The organism is Mycoplasma sp. 13536 (genome assembly GCF_055523495.1).
In genome coordinates this window covers 384,266-408,709 of sequence record NZ_JBVFVC010000001.1, presented here as the reverse complement: position 1 = coordinate 408,709, position 24,444 = coordinate 384,266, and the positions used below count along the sequence as shown (strand labels likewise).

Sequence of the window (24,444 nt, the reverse complement as noted above, 5' to 3'; positions counted from 1 at the left end):
CCAAACCAAAAAAAAAAAAAAAAAAAAACGTAAATATTTAAAGAAATTTACGTTTTTTATTCTAAATTTAAGGTTATTTTAAATTCACCAATGTGGGTGTCTTTAGTCTTTAAAGTATATTGAAAGATATAAGTGTTTTCATGGAAATCTTTAAAAGTTCATGCTGTTATACATGGAAGCATAAATTCTTTACCTTTATCGTTAACAACATAATTAAATTCAAATTCTTGCTGGTATTTTAGAAAAATTGATGAATTACTGGTATGTATATTGATTAGATCCTCTGAAATTTCAATCATGCTTTTGGTATTTGTGTTTGGTTCATCAAAGACAAATACTTTAAAAGCATCATTATGGTAAGTTTCTACTGGTACAGTAAATTCAATTGTTTTTAATTCATCATTTTGATTAATTAATGATTTAAAATGTAATTTCATTAGTATTGGTTTAGTGACTTAGTTACTGTTTCTTGTCCAAATAGATAAATAGCTTTAGCAAGTTCAGGACCATGTTCCCTAGAAGTAGTTGCCATGCGAAGAGGCATAAATAATTTTTTACCTTTAATGCCTAATAGCTCAGATGTTTGATTAATACAACTTTGGATATTTTCAATTGTAAATTCTTTATTTAATAACAAGTTTTTAAATGTCATAACTACTTTTAATTCATTTTGATCAAATTCAAATTTTGTAATCTTATTTTGTAATAAAATATTTAAATTATCTTTTAATTCATTTAAAGTAGCACAGCTTGATTTATATGTCTCTAAAAATAACTCAATTCAAGCTTGACTTTTTTTAATATCACCTAATTTTAAATTTGATCATAACGCATAATTACATTGATTTTTAAAATATTGTTTTGAAAATCAAATCATTTTATTAATATCAAATTTGCTAGGGCTTTTGCTTAACCTTGTTTCATCAAATTTGGATATAATTTGCCCTTTGCTAAGAAGTTCTTGACTATCACTAGAAGTTCATCCTAACAAGGTTAAAAAGTTAAAGATAGCTTCAGGTACATAACCTTCATTTTTATAATCTTCTATAAATTGTTTTAAAGATGTATCGCGTTTTGAAAGTTTTTTACCTTCCATATTAGTTATAATTGTTAAATGTCCAAATTGTGGCACTTCTCACCCAAGAGCATTATAAATTGCTATTTGTTTTGGTGTATTACCAATATGTTCTTCACCTCTTAAAATATGGGTAATTTCCATATCATAATCGTCAACAACTACTGCAAAATTATATGTTGGGTACCCATCAGATTTCATAATGACTCAATCACCAATATCTGATGAATTAAATGAAATTTCGCCACGCACAATATCATTTCAAACATACTCAACATTTTCAGGCATTTTAAACCTAATTGAATATTCTCCTTTTGCATCCCTTACTTCTTTTTCAGCTTCAGAAATTTTTAACCAATTTCGGTTATATCTAAAACTTGGAATTCCTTTAGCAGAACTTTCATCTTTTTGAGCTTGTAATTCTTCACTTGTATCATAAGCTTTATAAGCATAACCTTTTACTAACAAAAGGCTTGCTATTTCTTTATACCGATCTAGTTTTTCACTTTGGCGATATGGTCCATATTTTGGATTAGGAACAAGGGGTGATTCATCAGGAATAATTCCAAGCCAGGCAAGATTATTAAGTTGTGATTTTTCGCCACCTTCAACATTACGCTTAATATCAGTATCTTCTAACCTAAAGATAAAATCACCATTATAATGTTTTGCAAATAAATAAGCAAATAATGCAGTTCTTGCTCCTCCTATATGTAAATAACCTGTAGGGCTTGGTGCATATCTTGTTCTAACTCTTTTCATAATTATCTCCTATTATACTAAGTTTAATAATAAACTCCATATCAAGCTGGAGTTTATTATTAATTATTTTTTACCTAAAATCTTAAACATATTTGTTTTGTAAACTTCAACACCAGGTTGATCAAAAGGATTAACTCCTAATAAATAAGCTGAAATTGCACAAGCTCTTTCAAAGAACATTACCAATCAACCAAAACTACGTTCGGCAGAATTTTCTAATAAAATATGAATGTTTGGAACATTACCTACTTGCACGTGTGCATCCATAGTCGCTTGAAAGGCTGCATTATTAACAAAATGAACTGTTTTTCCTTCAAGATAATTCAATTTATCTAAATTTTCTTGATCATGTGGAATTATTAAATCATATTCTGGTTTTTGTAATGTAACAATTGTTTCAAATAAAACTTTTGAACCTTCTTGAATAAATTGCCCAAGTGAATGTAAATCTGTTGAAAAAACTGCTGAAGTAGGTAATAATCCTTTACTTTGCTTCCCTTCACTTTCACCAAATAATTGTTTTCATCATTCATTAAAGTATGCAAAATTTGGTTCATATGACACAAGCATTTCGGCTTGGAACTCTTTACCTAAAAGATAACGAGCAACGGCATATTTATATGCATCATTTGTTTCTAATGAATCTTCTTTGTAAACTAAGTTTGCTTCTTTAGCGCCAGCTAATAATTCATCAATATTTATTCCAGCACATGCCAGTGGGAATAATCCTACTGGTGAAAGCACACTAAAGCGTCCACCAATTGAATCTAAAATTACAAATTTTTGATAATTCTTTTGTGTTGCTAATTCAAACAACGTTCCTTTTTTAGAATCAGTTGTCGCAAAAATTAATCCTGATGCTTTTTGTGTTCCAACTTTTTCTTCTAATAAATTTTTAAAGAATCTAAACGCAATAGCTGGTTCAGTTGTAGTTCCTGATTTGGAAATAACATTAATTGCAAATTTCTTACCAGCTGCATATTTTAAAAGTTGATCCAAGGCACTAGAACTAATTGAAGTCCCCGCAAAGATAACTTCCATTTTGCGCTCTTTTCCAGGGTATAAACCTTGGATAAAATCTAAAGCAGCTTTGGCACCAAGGTATGAGCCACCAATTCCAATTACTACTAATAATTCAATTTCTTGTTCATGTAACTTTTTAGCTGCTTGTTTCATATCATTGACTTCAGCTAAATTAATATTTTCAGGTAAATCTTTTCACCCTAAAAAATCTGAACCAAGTGAAGTGAAATTATTCATTGCTGCATTAATTTCGCTTACTTTATCTTGGTATTTTAAAATTTTGTTTTGACAAATTGCGTTTTCTAAATTTAAAACTAATCTTCTCATGTTTCCTTCTAATTAAAATTGTTATATGGTTTGTTTATAATGCTTTAATTATAACACTTTATAAAATATAAAATAATACTTAGCAAAATTACTAAGTATTATTTAATTTCATTATTTGTATCATCATTCGGTGGTAAATTTTGTTTGCTTAATTTAGAATTTAATTCTTTTAATTCTGCTAAAATTTGTTCTTCAATTGTGGGAACATGTACTTTTGGTTTTTCAGGTTCTTTTGGCTTTTTAGACAAACGGTAATTTTTTATATAAAAATATAAAAATAAAATAACAAATAATAAGCCCGTAACAATAATGAAGTTAATTACTGTTCCTAAAAACTTACCAATAAACATTCCTCCAATTTTTCAGTTTTCTAATTCTTTTTTTCCAATTAATTCTGAAATAGCACTCATAATAATATCATTAGCTAAAGATGATACTACTGCATTAAATACTACCCCAGATAAAAAAGCAACAGCTAAAAAGAAGATATTTCCTTTTTTAATATAATCCATTGCATTTTTAAAGGTTTTTTTTGTTAAATGTTTTTTAATCATATTGCTCCTTTTTAAGTAACTTTGCTTCTTGCAATCTTACTAAATTTTTTAAATCTTTAATTTCTTTTAAGGTTAATTTACGATATGTGCCTAAGGGCATTTTGTCAACTGTTATGCCTGCATATTCAATACGTTTTAAATTAAGCACAGTTTTATTAACTAATTTAAATAATTCTTTAACGTGGTGATATGTGCCAACTGATAATACTACTAAATAGGATTTAGGAGTATCTGGAATTGCTAGCACATCTTGTTTACTATATTTTTTATTAATAAAAACTTCTTTATTTAATTCTTTTAATTCTTGCTTTGTTAATGATTCATTCAACCTGGCCCGATACACCCTAAAGATTTGATATTTGGGGTGTAATAATTTATTTGATAATTCACCATCATTAGTAATTAATAAAACTCCGGTTGTATCATAATCTAAGCGTCCAACTGGAAAAACTTTATATGGGGTATCAATTAAATCAGTAACTAAAGTTCGATTAAAATTATCTTTTAATGAGCAAATAGTTTTAGGTGGTTTATTTAAAACATAATAAACTTTTTCTTCGGGTTGATTAATTGGTTTATTATCAACTAATATTTCATCATTAAATGATGCTTTATCACCAAGGTTTGCAACTATTCCATTAACTTTAATTCGTTTTTGTAAAATAAGTGATTCAGCTTCTCGGCGTGAAGCAACTCCAGATAAAGAGAGAATTTTTTGTATTCTTTGTTTTTCCATTATTTCTCCATATATTTATGATAAATTTTTAATGATTTTTCATTAAATTGAATTCCTTTAGATAAATTTCATTCATAAGTAATCTTAGCTACTTTTGCAAATCCTTTATCTAAATCCTTAAAGCATAATTCACGCACTTTTTGAATACCAGCAAATTTACGCCCAGCACAAATTTTATCGGCGATAAACAAAATTTTATCTAAGATATTCATGTCTATTTTCATTTCTGTATGACAATTTATAGCCTCAATAATTTCAGGATCTTCAAGCAAATAACCATGTTTTGCTCACATTGCAGAGCAATGTTGGTGCAAGAAATGTTTGGGGACTTTTGCATATTCAGGTGCATATTCATTTAAAAAATATCGTGATTCATTTTCACTTCATTCTTTAGCAATATCGTGCATTAAACCCGCTAAATAAGCTTTTTTAGCATCGTATTTATGAGATTTAGCAAGTTCAGCCGCAAAGGATCCACATGCAACACTATGTTTAGCACGTAATGCACTTAATGAATTATGAATAATTTTTTCTAAATATAGGCCTTTGCTTTGGATATATTTAGCTACTTTGGCATCCACTATATTTAAATAACCTTTTTTGTAATCAGTTGATGAATATTCATAAAGTTGATTATTAAGTAAAATACCACCGTATTTTTTAAGATTTATTTTATTAATTTTTTTAGTACGTTTGACACAAACTATTTGAGTTAATTTGCTAATTAACTCAATATCTTTTCATTTATCTAATTTAGGTAAGTTATCTGATCCAATAATTAAATATAATTCGTCATTTTTATATTTATTTTTTACATATTTTACAGTATCAATTGTATAACTTACCGTATTACGCTTTATCTCAAAATCACATAGCTCCATTTTATCTTCTAAAACTAAGTTAATCATATTAAGTTTGTCAGTTGGTGAAATTGTTTTTTGTTTAAAAGGCGAATTGTAAGTTGGCACAATTAATAATTTATCTAAATTAAGCTCATTAATAACATACTTTGCAATTTCAATATGACCTTTGTGAATTGGATCAAAAGAACCGCCATAAATTCCTATTTTCATGTTTACTCCTATTTTTTAAAAATTACACTGCCAAGTGGATTATCACCATAGCGATTCTTACGATTTTTAATCTTTTGATAATCAGATAAAGTATAAATTTTATTTGTTTTACTCTTATGTTTTAATTTTGAAATAATGAAATCAATTTGTGAAAGATCTTTAACATCATTAGAGAATAATGAAATTTTTTCATAGTTATTATAACTTTCACTAAGGCCAGAAATACGAACCCCAATACCAAGAATTTCTTTATCTAAAAAGTATTTTTGATAAAGAAAATATGCTTGTTTTTTTATATCTTGGTATTTAAAAATATTAAAGTCTAATTGTTTATTTTTTGACACTCAGTTTTTTGTTGGCATCCGCACAACTAATGTAATTAAATTACCAACTTTTTCATATAGATTTAATCGATTACTAACTTTTTGAATCATTTTGTTTAATGCATTGTAAATAATCAATTCGTCTCGAGTAGAATTTCCAAAAGTTACTTCATTACCGATTCCTTTTAATGTTTCTTCTATTGATATATCATCTTGTAAATCAATATTTAAAGCATCGTAATATTTAAAAGCGGTTGTTCCTAAAACTGATTTTAAAAGTGGATTAGATAAATCAAAAGCATAAAAATCTTTAATTTTATAAATTCCAATTTTGTTTAATTTAGTTGCAAGTTTTGCCCCAATTCCATGGAATTTAATAATATCTAAATCAAAAAATTTTTCTCGATAATTGTCTTTATTTGTCAAACCAACTCCAAAGGGTTTGGAAATATTTGTTGTCATTTTTGCATAAAATTTATTCAAAGAAATTCCAACGGTAACAGGTATTTTAAATTTTTCTAAAACGTCACGTTGAATCTCTTTGGCAATTTTTAGAGCCATTTCATCATTATCAATTGTATCTTCCTCAAAATAAATATAACATTCATCAATTGATGCAATTTGTAATTTAGCTAAGTATTTATTACGTAAATATTCAAAAATAGCACTTGAAAGAGTATTATATAAATCATAGCGCGAAGCAACTACCGCAGTCTTTGGTTCAATATTTTTGATTTCGTAAATTTTTTGTCCAGATTTACAACCAAGCACACGCAATTCATAACTAATTGATTCAGCCACAGCGTGAACTGCATTTTTCGCTATGGCAACAGGTTTATTATTTAATTCAGGATAAATGGTTCTAATCGCACTAACGAAAAAACTGTCAAAATCGACATGAAAAATATAACTATAACGTTTTTTCAAATTCTTCCTTAATGGCATTGGCTGTTAATAAACTACATGATAATCTACTAAGGTGTTTTTTAACATTAAAAAACACTCATAAATATTCTAAAGGTTTTAATTCTTCATTAGAATATTTTGAAGGCTCATTTAAAAATTTTTCATATAAGTTTATCACATTGATTATTTCTTCTTTAGATTTATTTAATAATGTTTTTAATAATATATCTGTTGAGGCTATAAAAATAGCACAGCCATGGCCATCAAATTTAGCATTTGTTAAGACATTATTATCTCAAGTTAGTTTAAGCTCTAATTTATCAGAACAAGTATTTGAATAATAGGTATTTGCTCCTTCACTAACCTTAGATTTGAGCAAAGGATTCTTATAATGTTCCATAATTATTTCACGTGCTTCATTTGGATTAAAAAGCATAAAAATCACCTCCATGTTCTAATTCATAAACTAATTTATCAATATCCTCATATGTATTATAAATGCCTAATGAAATTCTTAAATATGAATATTCGCTATGCAAATTACGCAAGTATTGTGCACAAAAGATTCCAGAAATAGTATAGATATTTTTAGATCCTAAATAAGTAGCAACATCTTGGGGGTTTATCCCCTTAACATTAATTAGACAAATGTAATCCCCAGGTTTTGAAAAAATTTCAATATTACTTAACTTACTTAATTTATCATGTAAATACATTGATAAATTAAGTAATATTTCTTGAGTTTTTTGGTAACCAATACTCTTAAAAAACTCGAGCGATTGATCAAACATATATATGCCAGCTAAATCGGGAGTCCCTGGTTCAAAAGCACTGATATGCTTTTTTAATTTTCATTCTAAATCATCTTTTACTTCAGCCACACTACCTCCACCATATTTAGCAGGTGATAATTGACTTAATAAATCATCTTTAATTATTAAAAGACCAAGTCCAGTAGGACCATAAAATTTATTAGTACTAAAAACAATTATGTCACAAAATTTAGTGCTAACTTGATAATGACTAATAGCTTGTGCTGCATCATTTAAAACATAAGCACCTTTGGATTTTGCTAATTTATAAATTAAGTTTAAATCAAAATCTTTTGCAAAATTATTGGTTTCCTGGCTATATGAAACTAATTTTATATTATTATATTTTTTTAAGTCGGAAACTAAATCAATGCTCATGATTATCTTTGATTTAGTTTCCTTTGCAATTTCCATTCATGGAATAATGTTTGAGGAATGGTTGTATGCACTTAATAATATTATGTCTTGAGGTTTTAATAACCGACCAAACATCCTTGCAAACAAATTAACTGATTCAGTAGTTCCGCTTGTAAAAATCACTTCAGTTTTTTTAGCATCAACTAATTTGGCAATTTTTTCCCTAACATCGTTAATCTTTTGGTTAATAAATGAGCCAAGTGGAGTGTCCGCAGTTCTTGAAGAAATTGACTTAGAAAGATAAAATTCATTTAAAGCATTAATAGCACAAAGTGGTTTTAAAACTAGTGCTGCGCTATCAAAATATGTTAACTCTTTCAAGATAGGAAATTGATCACGAATATCTTGATTCATTATAAAGTATTCCTTAAAATGATTCTAAGTTGTGTATTATAATTATCTAATTCTTTAATTTGATTTAAAAAAGCATAGTAAAAATTACGTTTTTGGTGATTAAACTCAATTAAATTTCGTTTGGATGATAAATCAACTTCAGTTTCAATTCTACCTCATAATAAGTTATTATTACCAACTTGATGGTAAATATAAAAACATAAAAAATTATATAAAATCTCTTTATCTATATTTTGGGTAATATATTTCTCAAAAAGTGAATAAAGGTGATTGATAAAACCATTAAGTTTAAAATGCACCTTAGGATGCAAATCAAACGTTACATTTTTTACAGCTGAGTTAAAGATTTTTAAATCAATAAAGGCTTGGATGATATTACAAAGTCGTTTTTTTAATCTTTGAAAATAAATCAACTGAATTAAATTCATTTATTTAGAAACAGATTCAAGTTTAATTAAGAATTTATAAAAATTTTCTAATAAACCATTAACAAATTTATAAATTCTATTTTCAAGCAATTCTTTGCCATTTTTTTCAGGCATACTAAAAAACAACTTTGTAATAATAACAGCTTCACTAATCACAATCTTTGGATCTAAACTTCAAAACTCATTTGCTCCGCTAATTAAAATAGCTTTAACTAACGGGCTAATTCTATCTCACTCTCACTCTAAATTAATTAACTTTTTATAAACATCAATGATAAAGTGGTATCTTTCTTGAATTTCATGCAATTTAGTAATTTGCTGCAATGTTAATTTTTGGTTATTTTGGGCAATTAACTTTGCATCTATATTTTGTTCTAAAAGTTCGCAAGTATAAATTTCTGAAATAACTTCAATTCTTTGCTCTCGCATACTTTTTTGTTTCGTACGTTTCAATATTCCTCCCTGTTATTATAAATATATAATATATATTATATATTAAACTTTATATATTAATAAAAAAAGTAGTATCACTAAACCCTGGCACAAAAAAGCTAACATTTTTACAGTGTAAAAATGTCTAAATTTTATACCCTTTAGTTAATCAAAAGTGGTTTTAGTTAACTAAAGGTGTAAATATATTATTTGACATTAGTACACTATTTTGTATTAGCTTTGCCATGCAACTATCTTAATATATTTTTACATTATTTTATTATTTTTCGTTAAAACAGTGAGTATCAAGAAAAATACAAGCATAAGACATCTTATGCTTGTATTATATTATTGAGTAATTATTTCGACTTTACCTTTAGAAGTTTTAAAAGTAAGAGGTTTGTTTAGGAAATTATGATTATCTCCATCTTTATAAAGTCCAATTAGTGTAAAAGTTCCTGAGAAATCATTTCTCCCAGCTGTTCATGGGGTTGTAGTGGATAATTGAAATGTCACTTTACCATTTTGTTCACTTATTTTCTTGTCAGTATGTGTGGGAGCTCATGCATTGGCCTTATCTTTGTATACCTCTGAATTTGAACCTTCATCACCTTTTATAATATATGCAGTTCATCACTTTCTACGAACTTCATTATCATACATAGATTTATCAGATACTATTTCGAATAATACATAGGAATCAGCACTTGAATCTACTTTTATAGTAACACTGTCAAATTTTCTTTCCTGTGCGGGAGGAGTTTCACTTGTAGATCCAGCATCAGAACTACCTTGAGCTGTGCTAGTAGATTCCTCGTTTGTTGTTTCGCTATTGCCTGATGTTCCATTATTCTCAGTACCTGGTGTAGTACTAGTACCTTCAGTGGAAGCAACACTACCTGGGTTTTGGGCATCTTGCTGTTGACTATCTTGTACATTAGAATCAGTTGATCCGTCATTTTCTGAATTTTTACTGTCAGCTACTTCAGTTTTAGTAGAATCTTGGCCCCCTATTGCACTATTTCTAGGGGGAATAGGTTCTTCTTCTTTTGCAGAGTTAGAATTATCTTTTGATGTATCTCCATCTGTTGAACTACTTGGATCTTGCCCTGGTGTTTCGGTAGTTTTTTGATCAGAAGGTTGATTACGGTTAGTGCTTTCTGGATTATCAGTAGGCTGAGATTTAGTATCTTCTTCCTTAGTTATTGTTCCTGTATCTGTTTCTTGATCATCATTGCCTTGAATTGGTTTCTCTACTGGTTGATTAGGAGCAGAATAGTGCCCTGGTTGGGCATTATCTCTCGAATCATCTGCACCGCTTGAACCATTATCAGTACCATTGTTTGGTTTTTCTTCATCTGGTTGTTTTACACCAGTTTCAGGTTCTTTTGTTGCTGGTTCTTTTGGAGATGGGTCATTGGCCCCTGGGTTAGATGGTGTATTTTCTTCTCTTGGAGTTTCTTGGGTGTTATCACTATTACCTGGCTCTGTAGTTGGATCTTTAGGAACTGGAGTAGGGTTTGGTTCAACCTTTGATGGTTCTTGGGCATCATTACCAGTACTTGTCTCCTTTGGTTCTGTCTTAGGAGGTTGTTGGGTGCCGTTAGTTGGGTCTTTTGGAGCAGGGTCACTAGTTCCTGGATTCGATGGTTCATTTTCTTCTCTTGGTAGATTAGGATTTGCTGGCTCTTCTTGTTCTCTATTTTCAATAGGTGGATTTGTAGCTACTACATCAGTTAAGGTTGTAAATGGGCGTTTGACATTAAATAATGTGTCATTGTTTACCTTAATGGTATCTAATAAATATGTAGTTCCTTTTGTTAAGCCAGTAATAGTAATTTTATATTCATTATCAGCTGGTTTGTTTAAACTTGAAACTGTAAAATTATGAGTTGTATCATTAATTTTTACATTAAGTTGATCATTTGCTTGTAGACCAGTAATTTTAGCGGTGAATTCAGCACTTGTTTGAGTTACTGTAATTGCACTAACATTCTGAATTCTAAATACTCTTTTGTCTGGTTGCTTTGCATTGCACGAAACAGCTGTAACAGCGGAAATAGTAACTAAGTTTGTTGTTACTAATAAAAATTTACGTAATTTCATAACGTATCTTCCTTTCATATAAATATATTTATATAATAATTAATTTGTCTAAAATCAAACTAATAGATTTGTTAATCTACTTTAATTTTAATATATATATATATATATATATATGAATAAAGTTAAAAAACTTAACAGTTTAAAAATATTCAAGAGAATATTAATTGGAAATGTCACATGCAAGTTTTTTTGCATGTGACATTGTTTTTGTCTGCCTTGTAATAAAATAGTTGTATTAATAAATTTTAAAAAATGAAAGAAGACTTTAAAATTATATGAAAAATTTAGAAAAATATATTTGTGTTTTTGACAAATATCGAAAAGAAAATAAATATGTTTTTTGGAAAAGTCACTTGCGAGATGTTAACAAAATAATTGTCTTTTAATTTTAACATAATTTTTAGATAAAAAAATGTATGAGAAAAACAGAGAACACGGCAGTGTTTTCTCGTTGGTTTTGCTTACTTTTGCCAAAAGTAAGGCCCCTTTGATTGCAATCAAAGGCGGGGGATTAAAAAAATTTTAGGTTATCTTATATTTCCGGACAACTTGCCGATAGTTATTTATTTTTTCCATCATATAATCAATTTCTTGCTGAGAGTATTTATCTAAGCTTTTTCCTTTGGGAATGTAATACCTAATTAAGCGGTGCATATTTTCTATTGAACCTTTTTGTCATGAACTATATGGTTGGCATTTAAATAATCTTTCAGTTGGAATGACCTGGTGCAATAAGACATTTTCACTACCATTATCAACTGTTAAAGTTTTAATGTCTAAGTTATGTTTCTTGATTAGTTTGAGAAGAGTTTGTTTTGTAGCTTTGGAGTTGCGTTTTGAGAGCATAGCATAAGACATTCTGGTTTGCCGTTCAATTATGGTCACAATACAATATGTATCATTGATTTTACCAATAACGGTGTCTAATTCAAAATGTCCGTGTTCAGTGCGATCATTAATATAAGCTGGACGTTTCGAAATTTCTGTAGCATATTTTAATGTTTTAGGTTTGGTTTGCTTCTTGTTCCTTATGCCATATTTTCCTTCAGATTTTTTAACAATGTGGTCAAATTCAAGGAAATAAGGGTATTTTTTGATTATTTTATAAATTGTACTAGGTGAAGGAACAAATTCATCAGGGGAGAATTTTTTAAAAGAATTCACAAGATAGGTAACTGATTTCTTAACTTCTTTTTGCTGCAAATTCTTTTTATTTCTATTTTTATTGTATGTATTAAGTTCACTATACCAATACTTTCTGTAGGCCTTTCATTTCTCTTTAATTGTATCACTTACAAAAAAGAGTCGCGAAAATGAATAGCCTAATAAATGTTCGTATAGCTTGGTAAAATTAAGGGTTTTAACCCGCATTACTCTTTTTGAACACTTAGGACAAACATAACGATTTTGTTTATCTAAACCAAGTGGTCTGCGATTTGTAATAATTTGGATTTTACTTTTTATACTTCGAATGTCTCTATCAAAAATCTTGGCTACTTCTTGGATTGAGAAGCCTTCAGAAAGTTCTTGTAAAATATTATAAAGTTGTTCTAGATCGATTTGATCTGATCGTAATTTTCGATGCGACTCAAGAGCTCCTTGCATTTTCAAGATAGTGTTGTAATTCTCTTCAATTTTAAAATGTTGATATTTATTTTCTTTTCGATATTTGTCAAAAACACAAATATATTTTTCTAAATTTTTCATATAATTTTAAGGTCTCCTTTCATTTTTTTAAAATTTATTAATACAACTATTTTATTACAAGGCAGACAAAAACAATGTCACATGCAAAAAAACTTGCATGTGACATTTCCAATTAATATAGTTTTTTAACAACTGTTTTACCATCAATATTTTTTATTATAAATTTATCAAAGTTAGAAACATTATGATTTGTGTTTCTTTGGTTTGTTACAGGACGTTGAGTTGGCAAGGTTATTTGTGATGAATTTAACTCATTTTCTGTAACCTTGCCATCTTTATTTAGATCTGTTCAAAGGTATACTTCTGAGTTTTCTTTCACTTCTAAAAAGTCCTTGGTAATATAACTTAAATAATTATTATATCCGATATTATTTGGGTATAATCTATTACTAATTTGTTTTTGACGGTCCTGAGTAACTATTTTTTCTCCCTTATCATCTTCAGAATATAAATTAGCACCTTGATCAAAGTTTTGAAGACCAAAGAAGTTAAAACTGTTAGAATATTCCAATAAACTATGTTTATATTCACCATTAGCATCCTTTATAACTAAACCATCAACTTTTTGATTTGCATCGATAAAGCCAGAAAATTTAAGCCTATCTGGTCAACCTACAACACCTGCACCATATCCTGGTTGACCATCTGTTACATCTGAACGATAAAATACTTGACTAATAGTTTTACCATAGCCCATAGTATCTAAAAATAATTTATAAAATTCTTTTGATCGAGATCTAGTTTTTTCTGGTGCTAATTCACCTATTTCACTTTCAGATCCTTCCTTTTTAAATCTAAATTCATTTATTTCAAATACTGAATTAGGCATAATTGCAACATTATATTTAGTTGGATTATCTAAGCCATTGCCCAATTTATCAAACCAATATCTCGCAGTTAAAGAATCAAAATTATTTAAATATGTATGTGACCAATCCTCCGTATTATGACTTGGATAAAAAAACACCATTCATTGATTATTTTGATTTTGAGTATAGTATCTAAGTCCAAATCAATTAACCGTGCTTTGCCTTGCATCATGCCTTTGTTCTGATTTATTAAGATCATTAATTGAAAAGTATGATTCATAAGCATACTTAGTATATTCTCTAGGAACTAATTCAGTCATGCTAAAAGTATATTTTAACCTGTTAATACTTGTAGTATATACCCCACTAGGTGATACACTTAAAGTTTGACTTTGAGATTTATTTTTTAAATGTTCTGGTGTATTTAATTCATTGGCTAAACGTCACATATCATTGATTGATAAGTTGTTGTACAATAGATTCTCTTTGTTCGTAATATTTAATTTATCTAAAACTTCATCACTTAGATACCCTTTTTGCGATACATCATAATTTAATAAATTGTAAAAATTACTTACAAAATAAGAATTTCAAAATTGCCTTTGGCCATGCGAATGACCTTGATGACCAAAATTAGCTGCAGGATTATAATAAAGTTCAGTAGTTTTCATTTGGTTAATATCTTTTGCTTCTTGGTCTGTAACATTTAATTTATTGCCTTCAATTAAACCTGTTTCAGCATAAGACATGGTTCAATGGTGCATATATTCATGAAAGATTGTTTGCATTAAACTACCAACTATTTCATATAATGAAAAGCCTTTATTATTTAGGTTTGTTCCGTTAACATAAATCCTTTTTTCAAGTGGACGATATAAACCAAGAGATTGACTAGTTATTTCAGATACGTTATTAATAGTAATAGAATCCAAATCCTTTACTTCTTGCCCATACGGTATTTTACGCTTAAATTCATGGGCTATTAGTAAAAGGACTTCTTTATTAAGTAAGTATAGAGGGCCACTTTGGTTATAACCATAACTATATTCTTTAAAGATAATTCCAGTTATTTTATCTTTATATTCTAAATATGATAAACCATTATAGGATTTTTGTTCAACTTTATTTAGATCTTCATATAAGATATAGTTTAATTCATTTAAATCTTTTTGCTTTTCTTGCGAGTTTAAAAAAGAAAAATATCTTTCACCTTCATTTATTGGAAGAAATTTATTTATTACTGCTTTTTCTTGTTCAAGTGGTTTTTCTGGTTGGGTGGATCCTGGATCTTCAACTGGTGTTTTTTCTTGGTCTTTCCCTCCAGGTATTTGGACACTATTATATTGCTTATCTTTATCATTGCCCAAGTCTGGATCAGTTGTACTAGTGTTTTTGTTGCTTGGCGGCTTTTGGCTTCCAAGATTTTGACCTGGTAAATTAGTTTGATTAGCTTGAGATTGCTTAATTTCTGCTATTTTAGCAAGCAAATCATCTAATAAACTTTTTTCTGCAGTAAGTAATTGTTTAACATTGTCCTCTAATAATGAAAAAGCATTTAAAGCAACATTCACACTATTTTCATCTTCCAGGGTAATATTATCTTTATTTTTGCTTAAAACTACTGCATAAGCGGTTTTAAAATTATTTACTGCAATTTCGGATGGATCATGCTGTGGCTGTGGAGCTGGTTGGTCTGGTTTTTGCGGTTTTTCAACACTCGCACATGATACAATTGCAAATGATGAAATTGCTACTAAATTTGTAGATATAAGTAAGAATTTACTTCGTTTCATTTTATTATTCCTTTATTAAACTTTACCTATTAATTATATAATTAAATAGATATTAATAAAGGAATTTAAAATATTTTTCTAAGAAAACTTTATGTTGGCTAACTAATTAATAAAAAATATCTTGCAAAGCAAGATATTTTGATTCAAAGAATTAATCCTCGTCTTTAGATTGTAAGTTTCTTCTCTTAATAATTTCATCAGAAATGTTTTTAGGTGTTTTTTCGTAGTGATCAAATTGCATTTGGTAAGTTCCACGACCTGAAGTCATTGATCTAAGTTCTGTTGAATAACCAAACATTTCTGAAAGTGGAACCTGTGCTCTAACAACAACGGCTCCATCGTTTCTTTGTTCTTGGTCATTAACAAGCCCTCTACGACGTGATAAATCACCAATTACATCTCCCATGTGATCTGAAGGAACAACAACTGAAACATCCATAATTGGTTCAAGTAATACTGTTCCAATTTGGTCTTTAGCTTTAGTAAGAGCTTTAGAAGCTGCTATTTTATAAGCCATTTCTGAAGAGTCAACGTCGTGGTATGAACCATCAAATAAGGTAGCTTTAATATCAATCATTTGATATCCAGCTAAAATACCAACAGCCATTTTTTCTTCAAGACCTTTCTGAATTGATTTAATGTACTCTTTTGGAATTTTACCACCAACAATTTTATCAACGAATTCAAACCCACCATCTGGGTTAGGTTCAAATTTAATTCATACGTGACCATATTGACCTTTACCACCAGATTGTTTAATGTGTTTTCCTTCAACATCAGCTGTTTTGGTGATAGTCTCACGATATGAAACTTGTGGAGCTCCAACTTTAGCTTGAACACCAAATTCACGTTTTAAACGGTCTACAATAATATCAAGGTGTAATTCACCCATACCAGCAATAATTGTTTGACCTGTTTCATCATCTGTATAAGTTCTAAAAGTTGGGTCTTCCGCTGCTAATTTTTGTAACCCTAATGAAAGTTTTTCAGTAGCAGCTTTTGATTCTGGTTCTAAAGCTTGTGAAATAACTGGCTCGGGGAAAACCATTTTTTCTAGTACAAGTTTTGGTGATTTTTCATCAATTAAAGTATCACCAGTTGTTGTGTATTTAAGACCAACCGCTGCTGCAATATCTCCAGCACGACATTCATCAATTTCAACACGGCTGTTGGCATGCATTTGTAGCACACGTCCAATACGTTCTTTTTCACCCTTAGTTGAGTTAAATACGTAGCTTCCTTTGTTTAATACCCCACGGTATACACGGAAGAAAGTTAATGAACCAACAAAAGGGTCATTCATAACTTTAAATGCTAAAGCAGCAAAGTTTCCTTCATCGCTAGCTTCAACACTAACTTCATTTTCTCCTTCGTGTGCTCTAATAGCAGGAATATCTAAAGGTGAAGGTAAATAATCAACAACCGCATCGATCATTTTCTTAACACCTTTGTTTTTAAATGAAGTTCCACAAACTACTGGGAAAAATTCAGAAGTTAAAGTTGCTTTTCTAATTGCAGCTTTAAAAGCATCAAGTTCTACTTCTTGTCCTTCTAAAACAGCCATCATTAATTCTTCATCAAAAGCAGCAACTGCTTCTAATAATTCTTGACGTTTAATTTCAACAATTTCTTCTAAGCCAGCAGGAATTGCTGTTGGGAATTCTTCTTCTTGAGGCTCCCCATTATATGTATAAGCTTGCCTTGTAACTAAATCAATAACCCCTTTAAAATCTGATTCAGCTCCAATAGGTCATTGAATTGCTACTGCATTTCCACCTAATCTTTGTTTTACGGATGCAACAGAAGCAGCAAAATCAGCTCCTGCTTTATCCATTTTATTTACGTATACAATACGTGGAACTTTATAATTAGTTGCTTGTCTTCAAACTGTTTCAGTTTGAGGCTCAACACCTGATTGAGCATCTAAAACAGCAACTGCCCCATCTAAAACACGAAGTGAACGTTCAACTTCAACTGTAAAATCAACGTGTCCAGGGGTATCAATAATATTAATTCTTTTACCTTTTCAAAAAGCAGTGGTTGCTGCTGAGGTAATAGTAATACCTCTTTCTTTTTCTTGTTCCATTCAGTCCATTTGTGAAACACCATCATGTGTTTCACCAATTTTATGTATTTTACCTGTGTGGAACAAAATTCTTTCTGTTGTGGTAGTTTTACCTGCATCAATGTGGGCCATAATACCGATATTACGGTAATCTTTTAAATCATAATCTCTAGCCATAATATAAATTAATATTAACTAAAAGACTATCATCTGAAGTGTGCAAATGCACGGTTAGCTTCAGCCATTTTATGCGTGTCTTCACGTTTTTTAATTGCTCCACCAGTTTTCTTTGATGCATCGATGATTTCATTTGCTAAACGAACATCCATTGTTTTTTCGTTTCTTAATCTTGCATATTGCACTAATCATCTAAGTGCTAATGTTTGTTTTCTACGAGCAGGAACTTCGGTAGGCACTTGGTAGTTTGTTCCACCGATTCTTCTGGTACGAATTTCTAGTTGTGGAGTAATGTTTTCAACTGCTTCTAAAAACACTTCCATTGGTTCTCTACTTGTTTTTTCTTTAATTAATTCAAATGCTGAATATAAAATATCTTGAGCAATTGATTTTTTTCCGTCAAGCATAATTTGGTTAATTAATTTTGTAACTACTACTGAGTTAAAAACTGGATCTGCAAGTACTTCACGGATTGGTGCTGATTTTTTTCTTGACATTTTGTCCTCCTTGATTTTATATTAAATTAATTAATAATTACACTTATATTATTTTGCTTTTTTAGTACCGTATAAACTACGGCCTTGGTTACGTTTTGCAACACCAGCTGCATCTTGGGTTCCACGTACAATGTGGTATCTAACCCCAGGTAAGTCTTTAACACGACCACCACGAATAAGCACAACAGAGTGTTCTTGTAAGTTGTGTCCTTCTCCTGGAATGTAAGCTGTAACTTCCATTTGGTTTGATAATCTAACACGAGCATATTTACGTAAAGCTGAGTTAGGTTTTTTAGGTGTCATCGTTGCAACACGGGTACATACACCACGCTTAAATGGTGAAGCCATTTTTTTAGCTTTTTTAATTAATGAGTTATATGTTAATGATAAGGCAGGTGCATTTTGTTTCTTAGTTTTAGAAACACGGCCATGATTAACTAACTGATTTGTTGTTGACATTGTGATTCCTTTCTTTATATATTTTAATTGGTTAATGTTGTCAATATAAATAAATATAATTTTACAAAGATAAAATTATGATTTTATTATACCATAACAACTGGTCCTAGTGTATCATAAAAAAATTTTTTTAGGGCTGCATAATATACATAAAAGTTATTAAGTGTTAATATTTTTACATGAAAACTAAACAAAAATTAACATAAATATTAAATTTATTACTAAAGTATAGTATGTAACTAAATTTTATTATTCAATTTTTTAAATGCAAATAAAAAGTTAACATGTAGTAGTGTTAACTTTTTAGTATTATAAAATATTAGATATTGCTATTTTTGGGGATATTAAAAGTAAAGTTATAATTATCTAAAGAATCTAACTTATTAATAACTATATAATGTATTGTTGATGTTGTGCTTAACGCTTGACTAGCTACACCCCTACCTGACCCTTTTGCTTGAATTTCTACTAATTTATATTCAAGGTTTATGTTTTTATCAAGGATATTAACTTTTTTAATTCAATATCCAGAACCTTTTACAACCTCATTAATGCTTCCAGTGTGATAGTTCAAGCCGTTAACAACCAAAATAGTATTTTTACTAAAATCGGTATTTTTAAAAATATCTTTAATATCTTTGTATTTATCGGAAGCTAACTCATGATTCGAATTAATTAAACTAAAAATCTTATTTTTATTTAATTTTATATTTTTTTCTTGTCATTTATCAATAACCTCTTTTCTGGCTTCGGATAACTTTGCACTCTTTTCGGCTCTATCTTTTTCATCATAATTTGTTATAGGTTTATGATATTCATTATAAGCATCATTATGCTTTTTTATAACTTCTGCATGTTCATTTTTAAAAGCATCATCAAAAGATGAACTTTCGACCAATCTATCATAATTAACACTAGACCACAAAGCATTATCTATATGCACAGACCTGTTAGGATAATGAAATCTCACAAGTCTTTGACCATCATCAGTTTTTGATTCAGAGGAGTAAGGATCGCTTGTTAAATTAGAACATGAAATAGCAGATAGTGGAATGAGAGTTAAAGAAGGAATAATTAAAGAATAAAATAATCTTTTAAATTTAGTTTTTTGATCTTTTAATTGCATAAGTAAATGCTAAATCCCTTTTTATATCATTGTTATCATATCTTAAAAGATTGAAATTATAATATCCACTTGTTTGAGCTGTAAATTCTACTGTTTCTGTGTTTCTCTCGCCTAAAATAGAAGATGTTAATAAATTATTACTTGGATCGAAAACTTTCAAATCAAAATCAACTATATTTTGCTTATTTCTTACTTCTGCTAATCATGAAATATTTGCTCTAATTGTATCTCCTTTATTTAAATAAATACTATGGTTTGTAGTAAATTTAGGTCCAGTTTTTTTATGGTATTTAAGATTTTTAACAGCTTGATCCACAAATTCAAACTGAGGTATTCCAAACCCTGTTTCATTTGTATAAACAGAATTTGTGTATCTTGGTTTTACAGATCCTGAAATTATTGCAGATTTAGCAATTATTGAATCATGTCCCAAATTAAATCAATATGGATTTCTTTGAATGACCATTGATGTTAAAGCAGTAATGACCGGTGTTGAAAAACTTGTACCGCTTCCAGAAAAGAAATGATCGTCCGTTCTCGTTGAAAAATTATAAGATCCACCAGATGTAACGGCGGTTATATAGTTTTTATCGCTACCGATTTGACTATAATTTGTTTTAGTTTGTAAATAGTCGTTATTAATAGCACCAATAACTATACTATTTTTAGATAAAGCAATGCCTGCCAATGGCTCATAAGCCTCTATAAGTTTTCCATCTTTTTTTCAATCTTTAAAATTATTACCAGCTGATATAAAATTAACAAGTTCTGGGTTTGACTTAATTAATTCATCAAAATAATGTGAATTATTATTATATACTTGACTTTCCTTATTATTTTTTGGATCAAATACACCTCAACTGTTGTTTACTATTTTTACACCTTGTCCTAGGAAGAAATTCATTTCTCCAGCTAGTCCATTTCAACGTGTGTTTAATTCAACACTCCATAAAGTAGCAGTGGGATTTATCCCCTTTTGTCCAACTAAAATTTCACCCACATTATTAGCATGATTGCTATATGATTCTGTATAGAAAAATTCATTTCTCCAGTGAGCTCCATTTCCATATTTTTTGTTTCAGTAAAAAGGTGATAAATCATTATTAATTACACCTTCAGACTCTAAAATACCAACTTTAATTGGGTTCTTATTTACGTATTCTTTGAAATGTGAAAAAATTGTGTCTTTTGAAAGTCCGACTAAATTATACAAATGATAGTTGTCAGAACCCCTGTAATCAAAAGCAACTCCTAAATTAAATCTTGGATTGTTATCAGTGTTTATAGATGTGGTTGTAACTACACTTTCTTTTTTACGTTTATTAATAAAATCTTCATGAGTATAATCGGTTTTAAAACCAAAAACACTTGAGACATCTTTGTCTTCAGTTCCATATTTATTTAGTGCTTCTTTAAACTTATCATAGTCTTGCGAGCTAGTTATAGCTATAGAAATAGTTTTTAAAAAATCACCAATAATATAAACTTATTAATTGGAAATGTCACATGCAAGATTTTTTGCATGTGACATTGTTTTTGTCTGCCTTGTAATAAAATAGTTGTATTAATAATTTTTCAAAAAATAAAGGAGACCTTAAAATTATATGAAAAATTTAGAAAAATATATTTGTGTTTTTGACAAATATCGAAAAGAAAATAAATATCAACATTTTAAAATTGAAGAGAATTATAACACTATCTTGAAAATGCAAGGAGCTCTTGAGTCGCATCGAAAATTACGAGCAAACCAAATCGATCTAGAGCAACTTTATAATATTTTACAAGAACTTTCTGAAGGCTTCTCAATCCAAGAAGTAGCCAAGATTTTTGATAGAGACATTCGAAGTATAAAAAGTAAAATCGAAATTATTACAAATCGCAGACCACTTAGTTTAGATAAACAAAATCGCTATGTTTGTCCTAAGTGTTCAAAAAGAGTAATGCGGGTTAAAACCCTTAATTTTACCAAGCTATACGAACATTTATTAGGCTATTCATTTTCGCGACTCTTTTTTGTAAGTGATACAATTAAAGAGAAATGAAAGGCCTACAGAAAATATTGGTATAGTGAGCTTAATACATACAATAAAAATAGAAATAAAAAGAACTTGCAGCAAAAAGAAGTTAAGAAATCAGTTACCTATCTTGTGAATTCTTTTAAAAAATTATCCCCTGATGAATTTGCTCCTTCACCTAGTTCAATTTATAAAATAATCAAAAAATACCCTTATTTCCTTGATTTTGACCATATTGTTAAAAAATCTGAAGGCAAATATGGCATAAGGAAGAAAAAACAAACCAAACCTAAAACATTAAAATATGCTACAGAAATTTCAAAACGTCCAGCTTATATTAATGATCGCTCTGAACACGGCCATTTTGAATTAGACACCGTTATTGGTAAAATCAATGATACATATTGTATTGTGACCATAATTGAACGGCAAACCAGAATGTCTTATGCTATGCTCTCAAAACGCAACTCCAAAGCTATCAAACAAACTCTTGTCAAACTAATCAAGAAACATAACTTAGACATTAAAACTTTAACAGTTGATAATGGTAGTGAAAATGTCTTATTGCACCAGGTAATTCCAACTGAAAGATTATTTAAATGCCAACCATATAGTTCATGACAAAAAGGTTCAATAGAAAATATGCACCGCTTAATTAGGTATTACATTCCTAAAGGCAAAAGCTTAGATAAATACTCTCAGCAAGAAATTGATTATATGATGGAAAAAATAAATAACTATCGACAAGTTGTCCGGAAATATAAGATAACCTAAAATTTTTTTTAATCCCCCGCCTTTGATTGCAATCAAAGGGGCCTTACTTTTTGCAAAAGTAAGCAAAACCGACGAGAAAACACTGCCGTGTTTTCTGTTTTCGCATACATTTTTTATGTAAAATTTATGTTAAAATTAAAACGCAATTATTTTGTTAATATCTCGCAAGTGACTTTTCCAAAAAACAAAGTAATATTTAACTATTAAGTTATGTTTATTAAAATCAATAATTGTGTATAATATTATTAAGCACATAAATTAAATATATTTTCAATCAAACTATAAAAAAGGAGCATTTATGCAATTTAAAAAATTATTATTAACAATTTCTGGAATTAGTACATTCCTAGTGCCAGCTGTTGCGGTGTCTTGTGGGGGTTCTCAAACTCGAACATCTGGATACTACAGACGTGATAGTGACTACGTAAGATCTTCAGAAAGAGTTGCAGCACTTACAACAAACTCAACTTTAACTCATGATTTTGCGCAATCAGAAGCAATTAAAGCAAAAAACATTAAATTTACTTTAATTACTGATACAGGTAACGTTACTGACAAATCATTCAACCAATCAGCTTGAGAAGCGTTAAATGCTATTGGTGATCAAACTCAAAAATCAGATACAGAACAATCATTTGAGTTTGTTACAGTAAAACCACGTAAAGATACATATCAACAATCATACAATACTGCTGTAGATACTGGTACTAATGTACTTGTTTTACCAGGATTTGCCCACGGCGAAGAAATTAGTAAATTCATTAAAGCAAATAAAGCAAAATTACAACAAAAGAAAGTTGTTATTATCGGAATTGACTTTACTGTAGAAACTGACTATGAATACTTCTATGCACTTAATTTTGATGTTAACCAAGCTTCATGACAACTTGGATATGCACTTTCAAAATACTTATCAACAGAGTTTGGTAGTGCACCAGATTCAAGAAAGGTTGCTACATTAGGTGGAGGAGCATTCTTTGGGGTTACAGACTTTATTACTGGATATTTAAAAGGTATTAAAGCATGAAATGATGCCAACCCAACTTTAAAAACAAAACATGCTGATAGTATTAATTTAAACGCAGGATTTGAAGCTAATGACGCTCAAAACTCTGCAATTACCAATATGTTAGGGACAGGTGCTAAAATTGTTTATCCAGTTGCTGGACCTGCAACAACTCAAACAGTACAATCAGTTACAAGTAATGAATCATACCGTGATAAATTAGTTGTTGGAGTTGACGTTGACCAATCTAAATCAATTCCAGCTAGTTCAGGTTACTTTGCTACTTCAGTACTAAAGAATATTGCACAAGCAACATATGACATTATTTTAGCTAAAGTATTTGGAATTCAAGCGCTTGAAACCAAAATTTCAGCCTTCAAACAAGGTGACAAAAATAACTACTATGGTGGATTTGGTGACGGTTGAGTAGGTCTTGCGCCTTCAACAATTGCTGATACAGCTAAGAGAGAAAAAATGCAAGCTGCTATTGAGGAAGCTAAAACTAAATTCAATGCACTTTCAGCAGATGACAAAGCATTTGTTAGTGCACCAAAAGCTACTAAAGAATCACAAGCTGCTACCGACGAAAACTCAATTAAAACATTAGTTGATACACTTTTAGCCGCAGTAAATCAATAATTTATTCAAAAAGCTATTTTATTAAGCCGCCTGATGGCGGTTTAATTCT

At 29.4% G+C, this 24,444-nt stretch carries 21 protein-coding genes; 2 read left to right on the top strand and 19 right to left on the bottom strand.

From position 1 onward, the window contains the following. Positions 1-56: 56 nt before the first annotated feature. The 19 genes from AC0B4N_RS01605 to AC0B4N_RS01515 form a co-directional block, all read right to left on the bottom strand. Positions 57-437: a hypothetical protein gene (locus AC0B4N_RS01605; protein WP_465102156.1), complete on the bottom strand. Its 381-nt coding sequence runs from the start codon at positions 435-437 to the stop codon at positions 57-59. After that, positions 437-1,837, bottom strand: a complete 1,401-nt coding sequence (gene gltX, locus AC0B4N_RS01600) for a glutamate--tRNA ligase (protein WP_465102155.1) — start codon at positions 1,835-1,837, stop codon at positions 437-439. Before gltX ends, AC0B4N_RS01605 begins: the two co-directional genes overlap by 1 nt. Positions 1,838-1,900: 63 nt before the next feature. Beyond that, positions 1,901-3,187: a glucose-6-phosphate isomerase gene (locus AC0B4N_RS01595; protein ID WP_465102154.1), complete on the bottom strand. Its 1,287-nt coding sequence runs from the start codon at positions 3,185-3,187 to the stop codon at positions 1,901-1,903. Between the two features lie 98 nt (positions 3,188-3,285). After that, the gene (locus AC0B4N_RS01590; protein WP_465102153.1) at positions 3,286-3,741 is read right to left on the bottom strand and encodes an MscL family protein; all 456 of its coding nucleotides are present in this window, start codon (positions 3,739-3,741) and stop codon (positions 3,286-3,288) included. After that, the gene (locus AC0B4N_RS01585; protein WP_465102152.1) at positions 3,734-4,477 is read right to left on the bottom strand and encodes a pseudouridine synthase; all 744 of its coding nucleotides are present in this window, start codon (positions 4,475-4,477) and stop codon (positions 3,734-3,736) included. Before AC0B4N_RS01585 ends, AC0B4N_RS01590 begins: the two co-directional genes overlap by 8 nt. Continuing rightward, complete coding sequence (locus tag AC0B4N_RS01580; protein WP_465102151.1) at positions 4,477-5,550, bottom strand: nicotinate-nucleotide adenylyltransferase; 1,074 nt, start codon at positions 5,548-5,550, stop codon at positions 4,477-4,479. The genes AC0B4N_RS01585 and AC0B4N_RS01580 overlap by 1 nt, the downstream gene beginning before the upstream one ends. An 8-nt stretch (positions 5,551-5,558) precedes the next feature. After that, positions 5,559-6,800, bottom strand: a complete 1,242-nt coding sequence (locus tag AC0B4N_RS01575) for a Y-family DNA polymerase (RefSeq protein ID WP_465102150.1) — start codon at positions 6,798-6,800, stop codon at positions 5,559-5,561. Then, a complete protein-coding gene (locus AC0B4N_RS01570) occupies positions 6,784-7,215 on the bottom strand; it encodes an iron-sulfur cluster assembly scaffold protein (RefSeq protein ID WP_465102149.1) in 432 nt (143 codons plus the stop codon). Before AC0B4N_RS01570 ends, AC0B4N_RS01575 begins: the two co-directional genes overlap by 17 nt. Further along, entirely contained in the window at positions 7,205-8,362 is a 1,158-nt protein-coding gene (locus AC0B4N_RS01565; RefSeq protein WP_465102148.1) for an aminotransferase class V-fold PLP-dependent enzyme, read from the bottom strand. Before AC0B4N_RS01565 ends, AC0B4N_RS01570 begins: the two co-directional genes overlap by 11 nt. Beyond that, complete coding sequence (locus AC0B4N_RS01560; RefSeq protein ID WP_465102147.1) at positions 8,362-8,790, bottom strand: hypothetical protein; 429 nt, start codon at positions 8,788-8,790, stop codon at positions 8,362-8,364. The genes AC0B4N_RS01565 and AC0B4N_RS01560 overlap by 1 nt, the downstream gene beginning before the upstream one ends. Then, entirely contained in the window at positions 8,791-9,243 is a 453-nt protein-coding gene (locus AC0B4N_RS01555) for a transcription antitermination factor NusB (protein ID WP_465101275.1), read from the bottom strand. It abuts the gene before it with no gap. Positions 9,244-9,570: 327 nt separating this feature from the next. After that, positions 9,571-11,328: a hypothetical protein gene (locus tag AC0B4N_RS01550; RefSeq protein WP_465102146.1), complete on the bottom strand. Its 1,758-nt coding sequence runs from the start codon at positions 11,326-11,328 to the stop codon at positions 9,571-9,573. Between the two features lie 522 nt (positions 11,329-11,850). Further along, positions 11,851-13,035 carry an IS30 family transposase gene (locus tag AC0B4N_RS01545; RefSeq protein ID WP_465102145.1) on the bottom strand — a complete coding sequence of 395 codons (1,185 nt, stop codon included), beginning with the start codon at positions 13,033-13,035 and terminating at the stop codon, positions 11,851-11,853. Positions 13,036-13,147: 112 nt separating this feature from the next. Beyond that, a complete protein-coding gene (locus tag AC0B4N_RS01540; protein ID WP_465102144.1) occupies positions 13,148-15,637 on the bottom strand; it encodes an MYPU_1760 family metalloprotease in 2,490 nt (829 codons plus the stop codon). A 151-nt stretch (positions 15,638-15,788) separates the two neighbouring features. Further along, positions 15,789-17,879 (bottom strand): elongation factor G, encoded by a 2,091-nt coding sequence (fusA, locus tag AC0B4N_RS01535; protein WP_465102143.1) that lies wholly within the window; start codon positions 17,877-17,879, stop codon positions 15,789-15,791. A gap of 26 nt (positions 17,880-17,905) precedes the next feature. Then, a complete protein-coding gene (rpsG, locus tag AC0B4N_RS01530; protein ID WP_099309118.1) occupies positions 17,906-18,376 on the bottom strand; it encodes a 30S ribosomal protein S7 in 471 nt (156 codons plus the stop codon). A gap of 48 nt (positions 18,377-18,424) precedes the next feature. Then, positions 18,425-18,835: a 30S ribosomal protein S12 gene (gene rpsL / locus AC0B4N_RS01525; RefSeq protein ID WP_099309117.1), complete on the bottom strand. Its 411-nt coding sequence runs from the start codon at positions 18,833-18,835 to the stop codon at positions 18,425-18,427. A 319-nt stretch (positions 18,836-19,154) separates the two neighbouring features. After that, entirely contained in the window at positions 19,155-19,961 is an 807-nt protein-coding gene (locus AC0B4N_RS01520; protein WP_465102142.1) for a hypothetical protein, read from the bottom strand. Continuing rightward, the gene (locus AC0B4N_RS01515) at positions 19,936-21,174 is read right to left on the bottom strand and encodes a S8 family serine peptidase (protein ID WP_465102141.1); all 1,239 of its coding nucleotides are present in this window, start codon (positions 21,172-21,174) and stop codon (positions 19,936-19,938) included. Before AC0B4N_RS01515 ends, AC0B4N_RS01520 begins: the two co-directional genes overlap by 26 nt. Positions 21,175-21,565: 391 nt before the next feature. On the opposite strand from AC0B4N_RS01515, the gene AC0B4N_RS01510 reads away from it, so the two are divergent. Together AC0B4N_RS01510 and AC0B4N_RS01505 are read left to right on the top strand one after the other, a co-directional pair. Continuing rightward, positions 21,566-22,750: an IS30 family transposase gene (locus tag AC0B4N_RS01510; protein ID WP_465102140.1), complete on the top strand. Its 1,185-nt coding sequence runs from the start codon at positions 21,566-21,568 to the stop codon at positions 22,748-22,750. A gap of 298 nt (positions 22,751-23,048) precedes the next feature. Further along, entirely contained in the window at positions 23,049-24,395 is a 1,347-nt protein-coding gene (locus tag AC0B4N_RS01505; RefSeq protein ID WP_465102139.1) for a BMP family ABC transporter substrate-binding protein, read from the top strand. The last annotated feature ends 49 nt before the right edge of the window (positions 24,396-24,444 follow it).